Source organism: Enterobacter sp. CPE_E890, assembly GCF_046521475.1.
Lineage (GTDB): Bacteria > Pseudomonadota > Gammaproteobacteria > Enterobacterales > Enterobacteriaceae > Enterobacter > Enterobacter adelaidei.
Genome location: NZ_JBKFZW010000001.1, coordinates 834,259 through 850,544, shown reverse-complemented (window position 1 = coordinate 850,544; position 16,286 = coordinate 834,259). Strand labels below are relative to the sequence as shown.

General features: G+C 54.0%; 14 protein-coding genes. 11 read left to right on the top strand and 3 right to left on the bottom strand.

What is annotated here, in order from left to right:
- Positions 1 to 38 precede the first annotated feature (38 nt).
- The 3 genes from fhuA to hrpB all read right to left on the bottom strand — a co-directional run bounded on the left by fhuA (position 39) and on the right by hrpB (position 7,558).
- Positions 39 to 2,288 (bottom strand): ferrichrome porin FhuA, encoded by a 2,250-nt coding sequence (fhuA, locus tag ACLHV9_RS04075; RefSeq protein ID WP_129323907.1) that lies wholly within the window; start codon positions 2,286 to 2,288, stop codon positions 39 to 41.
- 235 nt (positions 2,289 to 2,523) lie between these two features.
- Entirely contained in the window at positions 2,524 to 5,049 is a 2,526-nt protein-coding gene (gene mrcB, locus ACLHV9_RS04070; protein ID WP_128348534.1) for a bifunctional glycosyl transferase/transpeptidase, read from the bottom strand.
- A 79-nt stretch (positions 5,050 to 5,128) separates the two neighbouring features.
- Complete coding sequence (hrpB, locus tag ACLHV9_RS04065) at positions 5,129 to 7,558, bottom strand: ATP-dependent helicase HrpB (RefSeq protein WP_407220192.1); 2,430 nt, start codon at positions 7,556 to 7,558, stop codon at positions 5,129 to 5,131.
- A gap of 73 nt (positions 7,559 to 7,631) precedes the next feature.
- Between hrpB and thpR the strand changes: the two genes are divergently transcribed.
- The 11 genes from thpR to ACLHV9_RS04010 all read left to right on the top strand — a co-directional run bounded on the left by thpR (position 7,632) and on the right by ACLHV9_RS04010 (position 16,268).
- On the top strand, positions 7,632 to 8,177 hold the full coding sequence (thpR, locus tag ACLHV9_RS04060) for an RNA 2',3'-cyclic phosphodiesterase (RefSeq protein ID WP_407220191.1): 546 nt from the start codon (positions 7,632 to 7,634) through the stop codon (positions 8,175 to 8,177).
- On the top strand, positions 8,177 to 8,881 hold the full coding sequence (gene sfsA / locus ACLHV9_RS04055; RefSeq protein ID WP_129323910.1) for a DNA/RNA nuclease SfsA: 705 nt from the start codon (positions 8,177 to 8,179) through the stop codon (positions 8,879 to 8,881). The genes thpR and sfsA overlap by 1 nt, the downstream gene beginning before the upstream one ends.
- A 176-nt stretch (positions 8,882 to 9,057) precedes the next feature.
- Positions 9,058 to 9,513 carry an RNA polymerase-binding protein DksA gene (gene dksA, locus ACLHV9_RS04050; RefSeq protein WP_001155232.1) on the top strand — a complete coding sequence of 152 codons (456 nt, stop codon included), beginning with the start codon at positions 9,058 to 9,060 and terminating at the stop codon, positions 9,511 to 9,513.
- Positions 9,514 to 9,572: 59 nt separating this feature from the next.
- Positions 9,573 to 10,463 carry a tRNA glutamyl-Q(34) synthetase GluQRS gene (gene gluQRS, locus ACLHV9_RS04045; RefSeq protein WP_028018319.1) on the top strand — a complete coding sequence of 297 codons (891 nt, stop codon included), beginning with the start codon at positions 9,573 to 9,575 and terminating at the stop codon, positions 10,461 to 10,463.
- Between the two features lie 42 nt (positions 10,464 to 10,505).
- Positions 10,506 to 11,903: a polynucleotide adenylyltransferase PcnB gene (pcnB, locus tag ACLHV9_RS04040; RefSeq protein ID WP_028018320.1), complete on the top strand. Its 1,398-nt coding sequence runs from the start codon at positions 10,506 to 10,508 to the stop codon at positions 11,901 to 11,903.
- A complete protein-coding gene (folK, locus tag ACLHV9_RS04035) occupies positions 11,900 to 12,379 on the top strand; it encodes a 2-amino-4-hydroxy-6-hydroxymethyldihydropteridine diphosphokinase (protein WP_407220190.1) in 480 nt (159 codons plus the stop codon). The genes pcnB and folK overlap by 4 nt, the downstream gene beginning before the upstream one ends.
- A gap of 122 nt (positions 12,380 to 12,501) precedes the next feature.
- The gene (gene panB, locus ACLHV9_RS04030; RefSeq protein ID WP_049005295.1) at positions 12,502 to 13,293 is read left to right on the top strand and encodes a 3-methyl-2-oxobutanoate hydroxymethyltransferase; all 792 of its coding nucleotides are present in this window, start codon (positions 12,502 to 12,504) and stop codon (positions 13,291 to 13,293) included.
- Positions 13,294 to 13,304: 11 nt separating this feature from the next.
- Positions 13,305 to 14,156: a pantoate--beta-alanine ligase gene (gene panC, locus ACLHV9_RS04025; RefSeq protein WP_028018323.1), complete on the top strand. Its 852-nt coding sequence runs from the start codon at positions 13,305 to 13,307 to the stop codon at positions 14,154 to 14,156.
- Positions 14,157 to 14,189: 33 nt separating this feature from the next.
- A complete protein-coding gene (gene panD, locus ACLHV9_RS04020) occupies positions 14,190 to 14,570 on the top strand; it encodes an aspartate 1-decarboxylase (protein ID WP_006810068.1) in 381 nt (126 codons plus the stop codon).
- Between the two features lie 289 nt (positions 14,571 to 14,859).
- The gene (locus ACLHV9_RS04015; RefSeq protein ID WP_407220189.1) at positions 14,860 to 15,450 is read left to right on the top strand and encodes a fimbrial protein; all 591 of its coding nucleotides are present in this window, start codon (positions 14,860 to 14,862) and stop codon (positions 15,448 to 15,450) included.
- Positions 15,451 to 15,524: 74 nt separating this feature from the next.
- Entirely contained in the window at positions 15,525 to 16,268 is a 744-nt protein-coding gene (locus tag ACLHV9_RS04010) for a fimbrial chaperone (protein WP_080282792.1), read from the top strand.
- The last annotated feature ends 18 nt before the right edge of the window (positions 16,269 to 16,286 follow it).

Below are 16,286 nucleotides of genomic sequence, written 5' to 3'. Positions count from 1 at the left end.
AAATAAAAAGGGCACGGCGAACCGTGCCCAAAGAGAGATTAGAAGCGGAAGGTCGCAGTGGCTACAACCTGACGTTCAGCACCCCAGAAGCAACCGTAGGTGTTGAAGCAGCTGGCAACATATTCACGATCGAACAGGTTGTTCACGTGAAGCGCGACGTTTGAGCCGGCCATCCCTACACGCGCCAGATCGTATCTGACAAGTGCATCAACCACGGTATAGCTGCCCACTTTGAAGGAGTTCGCCGGATCGCCGAAGCTGGAACCGGTATAACGAACGCCAGTACCCAACGTCAGGCCAGACAGCGGGCCATCAAACATGGTGTAATCCCCCCATACGGAGGCCATGTGTTTCGGCACCTGCGCTGGCGTGTTGCCTTTGTAGTTAGTGTCGGTAGTGTACTCGGCATTGGTATAGGTGTAAGAACCGACAACGTTAACGCTCGCAGACAATGCCGCTTTCGCTTCCAGCTCTACGCCACGGGAACGGATCTCACCGCCTTCAACGGAGAAGAATGAGCCCGCTGGATCAGCCATCAGGTTGTTGGTTTTCGTCAGCTGGTATACCGCACCGGTAATCACGATCGGACGATCGTTCGGCACGTATTTCACACCCGCTTCGTATTGCTTACCTTTAGACGGAGCAAAGATGTTGCCACTCGCACCAGTCTGGGAAGCCGGTTCAAAGGATTCGCTATAGCTGAAGTAAGGTGTTACGCCATTGTCGAACAGATAGTTAACACCACCGCGCCAGGTGAACTGCGTGTCATCACGTTTAGCTGTCGTGTTCGTTACACGGTTATAAGACTCTTGATCGGCCCAGTCATAACGGCCACCAAGGGTTACCAGCACTTTATCCCACTGCGCCTGATCCTGAACGTACAGACCTGTCTGTTTCTGGCGGTTGAGAATTTGATAAGGGCCGGAAGTTGCAGGATCTTTTGAGCCGAAATCAAAATCGCTGTTCACCGGATGGTAGAGATCCAGCAGCGGTACAGAATCGTCATAACCAAACCAGGAGTTGATGTCATTACGCATACGCATAAAGTCAACGCCGGTCAGCAGAATGTGGTCCACCTCACCGGTAGAGAATTTGCTCTGCAGTTGAGTATCAACGGTGAAGTTCTGCAGTTTTTCATGATCGACAACGTATTTACGCGCCAGGTAATGGCCTTTGTCTGCCGGGGCTAACGCTGCACACTGTTTGTTGCCGCTATTTGCAGGATCGGTACAGACGCCATAGCCGTAAACGCTGTTTTGCGAGGTTTTATTCTCGGCAAAACGCAGGTTCTGACGCACGGTAAAGGTATCGTTGAATGCGTGATCGAAGCTATACCCCACCATTTTCTGGTTACGGGAATAGGTGTTGTTCTTCGCGCCTTCGTTGAAGTCAGTCGGCAGACGATCGCCGTTTGGCAGCGGATCAACCGTTCCCTCTTTTGGCAGCCAGCCGTAGTAGCCCGTTTCAGGCTCGTTCTGGAAATAGGAGAGGAACGTGAAGGTGGTTTTATCATCCGGACGCCAGGAGAACGATGGCGCGATAGCATAACGCTGTTCTTCCGCACGCTCCTGCTGGGCATTGTTAGAACGCGCCACGCCGGTTAAACGGTAGGAGTAAACGCCGTCGTCGTCGATCGCATCGCTAAAGTCAAAGCCAGTCTGGAACAGGCTGTCAGTACCCACTTTGAACTGGATCTCTTTCAGCGGCTCAGTGGTTGGGCGCTTACTCACCATATTCAGCAAGCCACCAGGGCTGCTTTTTCCGTACAGAACAGAAACCGGACCACGCATGATTTCAGCGCGTTCCAGCATATAAGGGTCAATCACCGCGTCGTTATAGAAGTTGCCCTGCATCTTCATACCGTCGAGGTAGTTATTCTGGCTCTGACCATCGGCCGCGAAACCGCGAATGAGCAGGTAGTCATAGGTATTGGACGCACCACGCGTGCCGACCGCAACACCAGGGGTATAACTCAGCGCTTCTTTAACAGAGCGTGGCTGATGCAATGCCATCTCTTCAGCAGTCACGACCGAAATGGACTGTGGGACCTTTTGAATCGGGGTGTCCGTTTTCGTTCCGGTCGCGGATTGCCGTGCAGCGATAGTCGCAGCGGGTCCCCAGGCACTTTCCTGTGCCGCAGGTGCTGCGGTTACCGTAATAGTTTCTTCTTTTTTCGGGGTTTCGGCAGCATGTGCATAAGTCGACATGCCGGCAACCGCTGTGGCGACGACGACCGCGAGTTTACGCAGCGACGTGTTCATTGGCTGAGCAGTATTGGAAAGCGCCATGTTGAATCTCTGATGTGAAAGTGAATGATAACGTAAACGAGAATTATTATTATGAGCGCCAGAATAATATGCGAAACGCTGGTTGCATAGCAAGCAGTAAGCGGCCCTATGAGAATTAAGGGTTTAAGAAATCATCAAGAGAAAACGAAGGGTTAATCAGAGTTAAAGCGAGGGTTAACGAAATGAGGTCTACGGGTAAAAAAAGCCCCCTTCCAGGGAAGAGGGCTTTAAAAGGCTAGTTACCGCCGAACATATCTTTAATCCAGCCGGCGACACCGTCGCTGTCTTTCTTCTCATTCTGCTGCTGCGGCTGTTGCTGCTGCGGCTGCTGTGGCTGAGAAGACGAATCAAACGGATTGCCCGATGGTTGTTCTGGCTGACTTTGCTGACACAGCGCGTCCGGGTTGGTCGTCCAGACCGGCAAGGTACGCATCCCGCCGCCGCAGACAAAGTTACCGGAACCATCCACGCCCATATCAACAATGTCTTCCGGCGCGACCAGATTCAGCGGCACCGGGGACTGATTCGCCAGATAACGCTGGTAAATCGACATTGCCCCGCTTGCGCCGTACAGTTTGGTCGGCTGGTTGTTGTCGCGACCGACCCAGGTGATCACCACTTCACGGCCATCAATACCGGCAAACCAGGTATCGACGTTGTTGTTGGTGGTCCCGGTTTTACCCGCCAGATGCAGACCCGGATACTTCGCTCCCAGTTGACGCCCGGTACCACGCTGCACAACCTGTTGCATCGTCCACAGCGTCATATAGGCGGCCTGAGCGGGCACCGCACGTTCAGCCTGCGGGAAGCTCTGATACAGCACGGAACCATCTTCAGCTATTACTGAACGCAGCGCAGACAGCTGTGCGCGGTTCCCCCCGCTGGCAATGGTCTGGAACGCCTGTGCGACTTCGATTGGCGTCAGGTTAAGCGCGCCCAGAATCATCGCCGGTACCGGATTCAGCTGATCTTTCGAAATACCCAGTTTCTGCCAGGTATCAACAATCGCTGGCAGGCCCAGTGACATGCCCAGATTAACCGTCGGTACGTTCATGGAGCGGGTTAACGCATCCACCAGCATCACCTGGCCGCTGAACTGTTTATCATCGTTCTGCGGTGACCATACCTGGCCGTTAGGCTGACGCAGGGAAATTGGCGCATCCGCAATCCAGGTATTCAGGCGGTACTGGTTTGGCTGACTCAGCGCAGTGAGATAGGTCGCTGGTTTTGCCAAAGAGCCGATCGAACGACGCGCCTGCATGGCGCGGTTGTAACCTGCAAACTGTGGCTCAGCCCCGCCCACCATCGCGCGAACTTCACCGGTGTTACGGTCAACCACCACCATCGCGGTTTCAAGATCGGAGAGCTTGCGCTGTTTCTTCAGCGCCGGAATGCCTTCCACTGCCGCTTTTTCCGCGGCATCCTGCGCTACGGAGTCAAAGGTAGTGAAGATCTTCACGCCGGAGAGATCTTTAACCTTATCACCGAGCTTACTTTGCAGCTCCTGACGCACCAGCTGCATAAACGCAGGTTGAGGCGAGATCACGCCGCCGCGCGGCTGAACGCCGAGTGGACGCGCGCTCAGCATCTCGTACAACTCCTGATCGATCACCTGCTGTTGCTGCAGCAAACGCAGCACCAGGTTACGACGCTCAAGCGCCAGTTTTGGGTTACGCCACGGGTTATAAATTGACGCCCCTTTCACCATGCCGACCAGCAGCGCCTGCTGGTCAAGGCTCAGCTCTTCAACCGGACGGCCAAAGTAGTACAGACTCGCCAGCGGGAAACCACGGATTTCGTTATCACCACTTTGACCGAGGTACACTTCGTTCATATACAGCTCAAGGATACGATCCTTGCTGTAACGCGCGTCCATCAGCACGGCCATGTACGCTTCGTTGGCCTTACGCCAGTAAGAGCGTTCGCTGGAGAGGAACAGGTTCTTCACCAGCTGCTGGGTGAGCGTACTCGCCCCCTGCACCGTGCGCCCTGCTGTCAGGTTCGCCAGCACCGCACGCCCTATGGAGTAAAGGCTGATGCCATCGTGCTCGTAGAAGTGACGGTCTTCGGTTGCCAGCAGCGTATCCACCAGCAGATCCGGGAAACCGTTACGGGCCACAAACAGACGCTGTTCACCGTTTGCTGACGAAAGCATGGTGATCAGGCGAGGATCAAGACGGAAGAAACCGAACTGGCGGTTGTTATCCATGTTCTCGATGGTGTCCAGACGATCGCCGTCAAAGGTCAGACGCGCCCGCACCTGCCCCTCTTTGCTGTCCGGGAAATCAAACGGACGGCGGATCATCTCGATGCTCTTCGCCTGCACGGTGAATTCACCCGGGCGCGTCATCTTCGACACCTGACGATACTGGGTGGCTTCCAGCAGCTTCACCATCTCGTTCTTACTGATGGACATATCTGGCTCAAGGTTCACCATGCGGCCATATACTGCCGCAGGCAATTGCCAGACTTTACCGTCGATACGGCTGCGGATCTTCTGATCCAGATAGACGCCGTAAATCGCCATCAGCACAACAAAAATAATGAACAGCTTCAGCAGCAGCCAGAACCAGCCGCGTTTACCCCGAGGCTTACGCCCTTTGCCTTTCCCTTTACGCGGCATCGGTTCTTCATCCTCATAATCATCTTCATAGTCATCGTCATAGTCCTCATCTCTGAGGCGACGACGGCTTACCTTTTCTTTCGCCGGACGCGTTGGTTTTCCCTTACGTCCTATTGGCTCGCGGTCATTCCCCGCCATGCTTTTTCTCCGCAACTTTCAGGCGCAAAGGCCCGATTCTCTTTTCTTCCACATCACCGTGAAAGAAGAAATCTCTCAATTAAGAATATTTCTTCGTACGCCGTGTCGGCGCGGTATTCGCCGGATCGTCCGGCCAAACGTGTTTGGGATATCGACCCTTCATCTCTTTTTGCACTTCCCGGTAGCTGCCCGCCCAGAACGCCCCCAGATCGCGGGTGATTTGTAGCGGACGATGAGCAGGCGACAACAGTTCAAGCACCACCGGCACGCGCCCTTCAGCGATGGATGGCGTGGTCGCCTCACCAAACATCTCCTGCATGCGTACCGCCAGCGCCGGAGGATTATCCTCGTGATAACGAATGGCAATCCGGCTTCCGGTCGGCACAGTGTAATGCCCTGGCAGTTCACTATCCAGACGTTGACGTAATGACCAGTCCAGTAAATTCTGTAACGCGACCTTAACATCAAGGGCTTTTAGTGCCCGCAGCGAGTGTACACCGCTCATTTGCGGCAGCAGCCAGCTCTCCAGCGAGGCAAGCAGCGTCTCATCATCCACCTCAGGCCAGGCATATTCTGGCAGCCAGCGCGCGGCACAGTGCAGACGAATACGGTATTGCTCCGCCTCGTGCGTCCAGTTCAGTACGTTCAACCCTTTTTCCCGAATGCCGTTCAGCATCGCCTGATGCATCTCTTCTTCTGACGGTTTCGCCAGCGGCTTCGTGCCAAGGGTCAATTTGCCAATCTGGCTACGCCGAAACGCCTTCAGGGTGCCCTGGGTGTCATCCCATTCGACGATATCAGATTGCTGAAGAAGTTGCGGACAGGCACGCGTCAGGGCCTCAATATCGACAGCTATCGCCTGTAATATCCGTGCATCCGGCGACTGGCTGCCCTGCAACAGGAGCGGTGCGATCAGCCACTCATAGCGCGTCAGAGCATCGTCGCTGTCCAGCATCGCGCCCATGCCATTTGCCAACTGATAGCGACCGTCCAGCCCGCGTCGGCGCGCAATTCGGTCCGGAAATGCTTGTGCCAGTAACAGCGCGATAATATCAGTGTCTGGCGAGCCACCACGGCTGTTTAGCCGTTTGCTGAGCTGCTGCGCCCGTTGCTGCCAGTTCCCCTGATTGCGTGAAAATGCCTGCGCCAGATCGCTGCTGCCACCACGCGGCGGCTCCTCAAGAATAGCGGCCAGTTTCGCCGCCGTGGCAATTTCATCTTCCCCTTGCGCGGCAACCAGCATTGCGGCCAGACGCGGATCGTTGCCCAGCGCAGCCATTTTCTGGCCGCGCGTCGTCAGACGCTCGCCTTCAAGCGTGCCAAGCTGGGCCAGCAGTGTACGTGCTGCGGTAAGGTTTACGACAGGAGGCGGATTAAGCCAGGTCAGTTGTCCCGGATCCGGACAGCCCCATTGCAGCAGATCCATCACCAGACCTGATAAATCACTTTGTAAAATTTCCGGGGGGCTTTGTTGTGCCGCGCGTTCAGCCTGCTCTGCACTGGTCAAATGCAGGCAGATACCCGCCTCAAGACGTCCTGCACGGCCTGCGCGCTGTACCATCGACGCCTGGCTTATACGTTGCGTCAGGAGTTTCGTCAGCCCGGTACGCGGGTCAAAGCTTGCCACTCTCTCCTGCGCGCTATCCACCACCAGGCGAATACCTTCGATGGTCAAACTGGTTTCCGCAATATTGGTTGCCAGCACCACTTTGCGCTGCCCCGCAGGCGCGGGGAGAATCGCTTTACGCTGGTCGGCCAGCGACAGCGCACCGTAAAGCGGACACAACAGGACATCGCTACTGACACGGGAGGCCAGGTGCTCCTGCACGCGCTGGATTTCGCCCACGCCGGGTAAAAACAGCAGCAGCGAACCGGGCTCCTGACGCAGCAGTTCTGCAGTAGCGATGGCGACCGCTTCATCAAAACGCTGATGGGCAGGCAGCGGTTGATAACGGCGCTCTACGGGAAACGCTCGCCCTTGCGAGGCTATCACCGGTGCATCAGGCAGCGTCTGCTGCAGCCGTTCGTTATCCAGCGTCGCCGACATAATGAGCAGCCGAAGGTCGTCACGCAGCCCCTGTTGAATATCCAGTAACAGTGCCAGAGCCAGATCCGCCTGCAGGCTGCGTTCGTGGAATTCATCCAGAATCACCAGCCCGACGCCGGTCAGTTCAGGATCGTTTTGCAGCATGCGGGTGAGAATTCCCTCGGTCACCACTTCAAGCCGCGTGGTTGGGCCGATGCAGGTTTCAGCGCGCATACGGTAGCCCACCGTCTCGCCCGGTTTTTCGTTAAGCAATTCCGCCAGGCGTTGTGCCACGTTGCGCGCGGCCAGCCTGCGCGGCTCCAGCAGGATAATTTTCCCGCTGATATTCCCGTCTTTCAGGATCTGCAGCGGCAGCCAGGTGGATTTACCGGCCCCTGTCGGGGCATTCAGCAAAACCTGCGGGGCATGTTGTAAGGCAGCGAGAAGCTCGGGAAGGACGACGGCGACCGGCAATGAGGACACTAACAGCTCCAGAGGGTTAACATTAGTCGGCGTACATTGTAGCATCGGCGCATATCATTACCGAGTCCCCCGTATGTCTGAGTCGAAACGGCTGTTTTTTGCTATTGAATTACCCGCCCCAATACAGCGGCAAATTGTTCGCTGGCGCGCTGAGCACTTCCCGCCGGAAGCGGGTCGCCCTGTTGCCGCGGCTAACCTGCACCTGACGCTGGCCTTTCTGGGTAATGTGAGCGCCGATAAACAGCGGGCCCTGGCAACAATGGCCGGACGGATCTCTCAACCGGGGTTTACGCTACACCTTGATGATGCCGGGCAGTGGTTGCGCTCGCGGGTGGTCTGGCTGGGTACGCGCCAGCCACCTCGTGGGATATTACAGCTTGCAAATATGCTGCGCGCCCAGGCGGCACGCAGCGGCTGTTACCAGAGCCCGCAGCCTTTTCATCCGCATATCACGTTGCTGCGCGATGCAGGTCAGGCCGTTGCCATCCCACCACCAGGTTTTCACTGGGCCTTTCCGGTTAATGAATTCGCACTTTATGAATCCGTCTTTGCACAAGGACGCACCCGCTACACGCCGCTACAGCGCTGGACGCTGGGCAATACCGTTAAGGACGCCTGATGAAGTTTAGCCCTCCCCTGCAGCACGCCACGCTGATTCAACGCTACAAACGCTTCCTCGCAGACGTAGTCACGCCTGAAGGAACACAGCTCACCCTGCACTGCCCCAATACCGGTGCTATGACGGGGTGTGCGACACCGGGTGACCGGGTCTGGTATTCCACATCAGAGAATATGAAACGCAAATATGCCCATACCTGGGAAATGACCGAAACACAAAGCGGGGCATTTATTTGTGTTAACACCCTGCGCGCCAATCAACTGGTTAAAGAAGCGCTAATGAATAATGCCCTTCCCGAACTGGTGGGTTATGACACGCATAAAAGTGAAGTGAAATATGGCGATGAAGGCAGCAGAATTGACTTCATGTTACAGGCGCAAGACAGGCCTGAGTGCTATATTGAAGTAAAATCAGTGACGTTAGCGGAACAGGAAAATGGCTACTTCCCGGATGCGGTAACGCTACGCGGGCAGAAGCATCTGCGAGAGCTAATGTGTGTTGCGGCGGCGGGCAAACGCGCCGTATTGCTGTTTGCGGTGTTGCATTCAGCCATTGAACGATTCTCTCCTGCCCGCCATATTGATCCTAAATACGCGCAATTGTTGAATGAGGCACAAAAGCAGGGGGTAGAGGTTTTGGCTTATAAAGCGGAACTTTCTGCCGATAATATGACTCTGAGATCCTCTCTTCCCATTGTCTTATAAGGGATTAGACGATTGATGATTAAGTGTTCTGGCCGCGTGCGCAAATACGCTTTTCCTCACAGGCTTGTCAAGTGTTACGTTTAGATAATTGCCATCCGGAAAAGCATCTGCTATTTATAGCGACCTGATTTTTCCCCCGACACGGGGATCGATAGTGCGTGTTAAGGAGAAGCAACATGCAAGAAGGGCAAAACCGTAAAACATCGTCCCTGAGTATTCTCGCCATCGCTGGGGTGGAGCCGTATCAAGAGAAACCGGGCGAAGAGTATATGAACGAAGCCCAGCTGTCGCACTTCAAGCGTATTCTTGAAGCATGGCGTAATCAACTCAGGGATGAAGTCGATCGCACCGTTACTCATATGCAGGATGAAGCTGCTAACTTCCCGGATCCGGTCGACCGTGCCGCTCAGGAAGAAGAGTTCAGCCTCGAACTGCGTAACCGTGACCGCGAACGCAAACTGATCAAAAAGATCGAAAAAACGCTGAAAAAAGTCGAAGACGAAGATTTTGGCTACTGCGAATCCTGTGGTGTTGAAATCGGTATTCGTCGCCTGGAAGCGCGTCCAACCGCCGACCTGTGCATCGACTGTAAAACACTGGCTGAAATCCGCGAAAAACAGATGGCCGGTTAATACCAGCGCTGTTTATACACTCCAAAGGCGGGAGTCACTCCCGCCTTGTTACTGTTGATATGTCTGAATCACACTATATTGGGCGCTTCGCGCCATCTCCTTCCGGTGAATTACACTTCGGCTCATTAATTGCCGCGCTCGGCAGCTACCTGCAGGCTCGTGCCAGCCAGGGCAAATGGCTTGTTCGCATTGAAGATATTGACCCTCCGCGTGAAGTTCCCGGTGCAGCAGACACCATTCTGCGTCAGCTGGAACATTACGGTCTTCACTGGGACGACGACGTTCTCTGGCAATCAAAACGTCACGACGCGTATCGGGAACGTCTGGCCTGGCTTCGCGCTCAGGGGCTTTCCTATAACTGCACCTGTACCCGCGCACGCATCCAGAGCGTGGGAGGGGTTTATGACGGTCATTGTCGTACGCTTAATCTTCCCCCGGAAAATGCCGCCGTGCGCATCAAGCAGCGCTCCCCGGTGACACACTTTAACGATTTACTCTCCGGCAAGATCCATGCCGATGAACGTCTGGCATGTGAAGATTTTATTATCCACCGCCGTGACGGTCTGTTCGCCTACAACCTGGCCGTTGTCGTGGATGACCATTTCCAGGGCGTCACGGAAATCGTTCGTGGCGCAGATCTTGTTGAACCTACCGTGCGGCAAATATCGCTCTATCACCAGTTTGGCTGGAAAGCGCCGGATTACATTCATCTGCCGCTGGCAGTCAATGAACATGGCTGTAAGCTGTCGAAGCAAAACCATGCGCCAGCCCTGCCACACGGCGATCCACGCCCGGTTTTGATCGACGCGCTGCGATTTCTCAACCAGAATGTAACCAACGAATGGCAGGATCTGCGTATTGACGAACTGCTGAAAATGGCGATCGCCCACTGGACGCTCACGGCGGTGCAAAAAATCCAGCATTCTCAAATGCGTTGCGCTGAGCTATGATTAGCCGCTTTTTTCATAACAAAACACACTACGAGGTGTACCATTTTTACCCGAGTCGCTAATTTTTGCCGTAAAGTGCTAAGCCGCGAAGAGAGCATGGCGAATGATGCTATTGCACAGCCACACATGTCGGTTATTCCGCGTGAGCAGCACAATATTTCCCGCAAAGATATCAGTGAAAATGCCCTCAAGGTGCTCTATCGTCTGAATAAAGCGGGCTACGAGGCCTATCTCGTGGGCGGTGGAGTGCGTGATTTACTGCTGGGCAAAAAGCCAAAAGATTTCGACGTGACGACCAGCGCCACGCCTGAGCAGGTGCGTAAATTATTCCGTAACTGCCGTCTTGTTGGCCGCCGTTTCCGTCTGGCTCACGTGATGTTTGGACCGGAGATCATCGAAGTGGCGACCTTCCGCGGCCACCACGAAGCGGGCGCATCGGATCGCACCACGTCGCAGCGCGGCCAGAACGGTATGCTGCTGCGCGATAATATCTTCGGTTCTATCGAGGAAGATGCCCAGCGTCGTGACTTCACGATCAATAGCCTTTACTACAGCGTGGCGGATTTCACCGTGCGTGATTACGTCGGCGGTATGCAGGACCTGAAAGAAGGTCTGATTCGTCTGATTGGCACGCCGGAAACGCGCTATCGTGAAGATCCCGTGCGTATGCTGCGCGCCGTGCGTTTCGCCGCCAAGCTGAATATGCGCATCAGCCCGGAAACGGCAGAGCCTATTCCCCGTCTGGCGACGCTGATCAACGACGTGCCCCCTGCCCGTCTGTTTGAGGAAGCCCTGAAACTGCTGCAGGCCGGCCACGGCTTTGAAACTTATAATCTGCTGCGCGAATACAACCTGTTCCAGCCGCTGTTCCCGACCATTACCCGCTACTTCACCGAAAGCGGTGACAGCCCGATGGAGCGCATGATTGCGCAGGTGCTGAAAAATACCGATACCCGTATTCGCAACGATATGCGCGTGAATCCGGCGTTTCTGTTTGCGGCGATGTTCTGGTATCCACTGCTGGAAACGGCTCAAAGAATCACTCAGGAGAGCGGTCTCGCCTATTACGATGCCTTCGCACTGGCTGCGAACGACGTGCTGGACGAAGGGTGCCGTACGCTGGCGATCCCGAAACGTATTACCACGCTGGTGCGTGATATCTGGCAGCTTCAGCTGCGCATGTCCCGTCGTCAGGGCAAACGTGCCTGGAAGTTGATGGAGCATCCTAAGTTCCGCGCGGCATTCGATCTGCTGTCACTGCGGGCTGAAATTGAAAGGAATCAGGAGCTGCAGCGTCTGGCGCAGTGGTGGGCCGAGTTCCAGGTTTCCGCCCCGCCTGAACAGAAAGATATGCTCACCGGGCTGGATGAAGAGCCGGAACCACGTCGCCGTCATCGTCGTCCGCGCAAACGCGCGCCGCGTCGTGAAGGTGCTTCATGACCCTCGCGTATATCGCCATCGGCAGCAATTTAGCCTCTCCGCTGGAGCAGGTTAACGCTGCCGTACAGGCGTTGGGCGAAATTCCGCAAAGCCGGATCCTGGCCGTCTCTTCGTTTTACCGTACCCCACCGTTGGGCCCGCAGGATCAGCCAGATTATCTCAATGCCGCCGTTGTGCTGGAGACCACTCTGGATGCCGAAACGCTGCTGGATAATACTCAGCGCATCGAACTGCAGCAGGGTCGCGTACGCAAAGCCGAACGCTGGGGGCCGCGCACTCTCGATCTCGATATTATGTTGTTTGGTCATGAGATCATAAACACCGACCGCCTCACTGTTCCGCACTACGACATGAAAAACCGGGGTTTTATGCTCTGGCCGCTGTTCGAAGTTGCACCCGACCTCACCTTTCCGGATGGTATCTCGCTGAAAGCCATTCTGGACACTCTCAAGGCGGGAAGACCCGCTCGCTGGTAATCCTGCATCTTACCGATTAACCCTGAAATATTTGCCGTTAATCGGTTAGCTAAAATCATTGTTCCCCCGAATGTTACTGTTAAAATGCGCAAAGATTCGCTTTTGGGCTATCAGGAAACAGTATGAAACCAACCACCATCTCCTTACTGCAGAAATGCAAACAGGAAAAAAAACGCTTCGCCACCATCACCGCGTATGACTACAGCTTCGCCAAACTCTTTGCCGAAGAGGGTATCAACGTCATGTTGGTCGGAGATTCGTTAGGGATGACGGTACAAGGACATGATTCCACCCTGCCGGTTACGGTTGAGGATATTGCTTACCATACCCGTGCCGTGCGCCGTGGTGCGCCAGCCTGCCTGCTACTTTCCGACCTGCCGTTTATGGCCTACGCCACGCCAGAGCAAGCCTTTGAAAATGCAGCAGTCGTGATGCGTGCCGGGGCCAACATGGTCAAAATCGAAGGTGGCGCCTGGCTCGTTGATACGGTGAAAATGCTCACCGAGCGCGCCGTGCCGGTGTGCGGTCATTTGGGCCTGACGCCGCAATCCGTGAACATCTTTGGCGGTTATAAAGTGCAGGGCCGTGGCGATGCCGCACAAACGCTGTTCGATGATGCCCTCGCCCTTGAAGCCGCAGGCGCACAACTGCTGGTGCTGGAGTGCGTTCCGGTTGAGCTGGCAAAACGCATCACTGACGCGCTGTCGATTCCGGTGATAGGTATTGGCGCAGGTAACGTGACGGATGGCCAGATCCTGGTGATGCACGACGCTTTTGGCATTACTGGCGGACATATCCCGAAATTTGCCAAAAATTTCCTCACGGAAGCGGGCGACATGCGCGCTGCGGTCAGGCAGTATATTGCCGAGGTTGAGTCCGGCGTTTACCCGGGCGAAGAACACAGTTTCCATTAAGGAGTCTCGTTGTGCTAATCATTGAAACCCTGCCGCTGCTGCGCCAGCACATCCGTCGTGCACGTCAGGAAGGTAAACGCATCGCACTGGTCCCGACCATGGGCAACCTGCATGACGGCCATATGAAGCTGGTCGATGAGGCGAGAGCCCGGGCAGACATCGTGGTGGTCAGTATCTTCGTTAACCCAATGCAGTTTGACCGCGCCGACGACCTGGCACGCTACCCGCGCACCCTGCAGGAAGATTGCGAGAAGCTCAAAAAACGCCATGCGGATATTGTCTTCTCCCCAGCTCCCGCCGATGTCTACCCTCAGGGTACCGACGAAGCAACTTACGTTGACGTTCCGGGCATTTCCACCATGCTGGAAGGCGCGAGCCGTCCGGGTCATTTCCGTGGTGTGTCCACCATCGTCAGCAAACTGTTCAATCTGGTGCAGCCAGACGTTGCCTGCTTCGGCGAGAAGGATTTCCAGCAACTGGCATTGATCCGCAAGATGGTTGCCGATATGGGTTACGATATCGAGATCGTCGGCGTGCCAATTGTGCGTGCCAAAGACGGGCTGGCGCTCAGCTCCCGTAACGGCTATCTGACGGCCGATCAGCGCAAAATCGCGCCGGGCTTAAGCAAGGTCATGAATACCATGGCTGAGCAACTTCTGGCTAAAGAATTAAGTGCAGAAGAGATTATCGCCCTGGCCGAACAAGCGCTGAACGAAAAAGGTTTCCGCGCTGACGACGTTCAAATTCGCGATGCCGATACGCTGCTGGAGCTTGCAGAGACCAGCAAACGTGCGGTGATCCTGGTGGCGGCATGGCTCGGCCAGGCCCGCCTTATTGACAATAAAGTGGTTGAGCTGGCGTAGTTTTCTCTACCCGGACGATTAAAGGTAAACGTAATGATTCGCAAAATGCTGCAAGGTAAGCTTCACCGAGTGAAAGTCACCCAGGCCGACCTGCACTATGAAGGCTCCTGCGCAATCGACCAGGATTTTCTGGACGCAGCTGGCATCCTTGAAAATGAAGCGATTGATATCTGGAACGTGAACAACGGCAAACGCTTCTCTACCTACGCGATTGCCGCCGAGCGCGGCTCAAAAATTATCTCCGTCAACGGCGCGGCAGCACACTGCGCTGACGTGGGTGACATCGTAATCATCGCCAGCTTCGTCATGATGTCCGACGAAGAAGCGCGCCGCTGGCAGCCGAAAGTGGCCTACTTCGAAGGCGACAACGACATGAAACGCACCGCAAAGGCAATTCCTGTTCAGGTTGCCTGATAAAAAGGCCCGAATTATATCGCCAGATAAATAATTCGGGCCGGCAGATATAATTATCACCAAGAAATATTGTTCTTCAAAAAGAAATATTCCGCCAGTCCTTTCCATTTTTTTAAGATTTTATTTAATCTTTTCACAATACCACTATTAACCAACTGGTTTATTTGAAAAAACAGAATAGCTAAAGCCCATTTTAAGTAAATTTAAAATTACTTTTTTTAGTGTGCACTCTATTATCCGTCCGCCAAAAACAATGTTTGGCTTTTTAATCTTTTACATGGATATTGTTATGTCACTGAAAAAAATTAGCATGGCAGCTGCTACCGTAGTTCTGGCACTGGGTTCCTCTTCATCTTTCGCTGCTACCGATCTTGGCCTGATCACATTTGACGGCGCAGTTACCGATACCACCTGTACTATTACCACCAACAATGGTGAAGGTACTAACAACATCACTATCGCACTGCCAGTCGTTAAAAAATCCGACGTTGAAAGCACCACTATCGATAAAGGTGTTGGCGCGAAAAACTTCGAACTGCTGCTGACAAACTGCCCAGGAACTGTATCTAAAGCTTCCGCAAACTTCATGTCTAAAAACATGGGTTCCGTGGCTAACGGTACCGTTGATCCAGACTCTAACGTTGCAGGTTCAGCAACCAACGTAAGCCTGGCGATGTATAACAACTCCACCAGCAATACCGATCGTATTATGGTTGGTCAGCCTGACAATAACACGCAGGTTGCATCAGTGACCAATGGCTCCGGCAAACTGTACTACCGTGTGGCTTACGTTCCAGGTTCTGCATGGGTGAAAGACACTAACCCAGTCACTGCGGGTAAAGTCTCTGCTAACGCTTACTTCACCATGAGCTACGAATAATCGCCGATTATTTATTTAATAATGCGCCCGCTTAGCCGTGGGCGCTTGTTTATCTCAATTATCCTGGAGTGGATATGCGACAGCTTAATGCAAAAATGATCAAAGGAATGAAAGCACTCTCTTTTGTGCTGACCAGCATAATGGCATGTCATGCCCACGCTGATATTGTTATCTCCGGAACCCGTATTATCTACCCTGAAAAAGCAAAAGATGTTGTGGTGAATCTGGAAAACAGAGGCTCACACCCTTTACTCGTTCAGTCATGGCTGGATGATGGCCGCGACACGACCGACCCTCAGGAGCTTAAATTACCGTTTGTCATTACACCGCCGGTAACTCGCGTAGAAGCGCAAAAAGGCCAGTCTATCCGTATTACCTCACTCGGCCAGTCATTACCCAAAGACCGTGAATCACTGTTCTGGTTTAACGTGCTGGAAGTACCACCCAAAGCCAAAAACAATGGCGATCAGAATATGCTGCAACTGGCTTTCCGCACGCGTATCAAACTCTTTTTCCGCCCAACAGGACTCAAAGGTTCACCCGATGAATCTGCAAAGCACCTGATCTGGTCGCAGAAAAAAGTTGCTAACGATGTTGTGCTGGTTGCGAAGAATGATTCTGCATACAACGTTTCCATTGCCTCTGCTTCTCTGACCGTTAATGGCAAAAAATATGAAGTGGAGAGTAGTTCTGTGAAACCGTTCTCCAGCGAAACAATGAAAGTGAAAGGGCTGACTGGCATTAGCAACGGCAAAGTTAATTATGCATCTATTAATGACTTTGGTGGAATGCAAGAACAAGAAGCAGCGCTTAACTAATAATAATCATATTACATG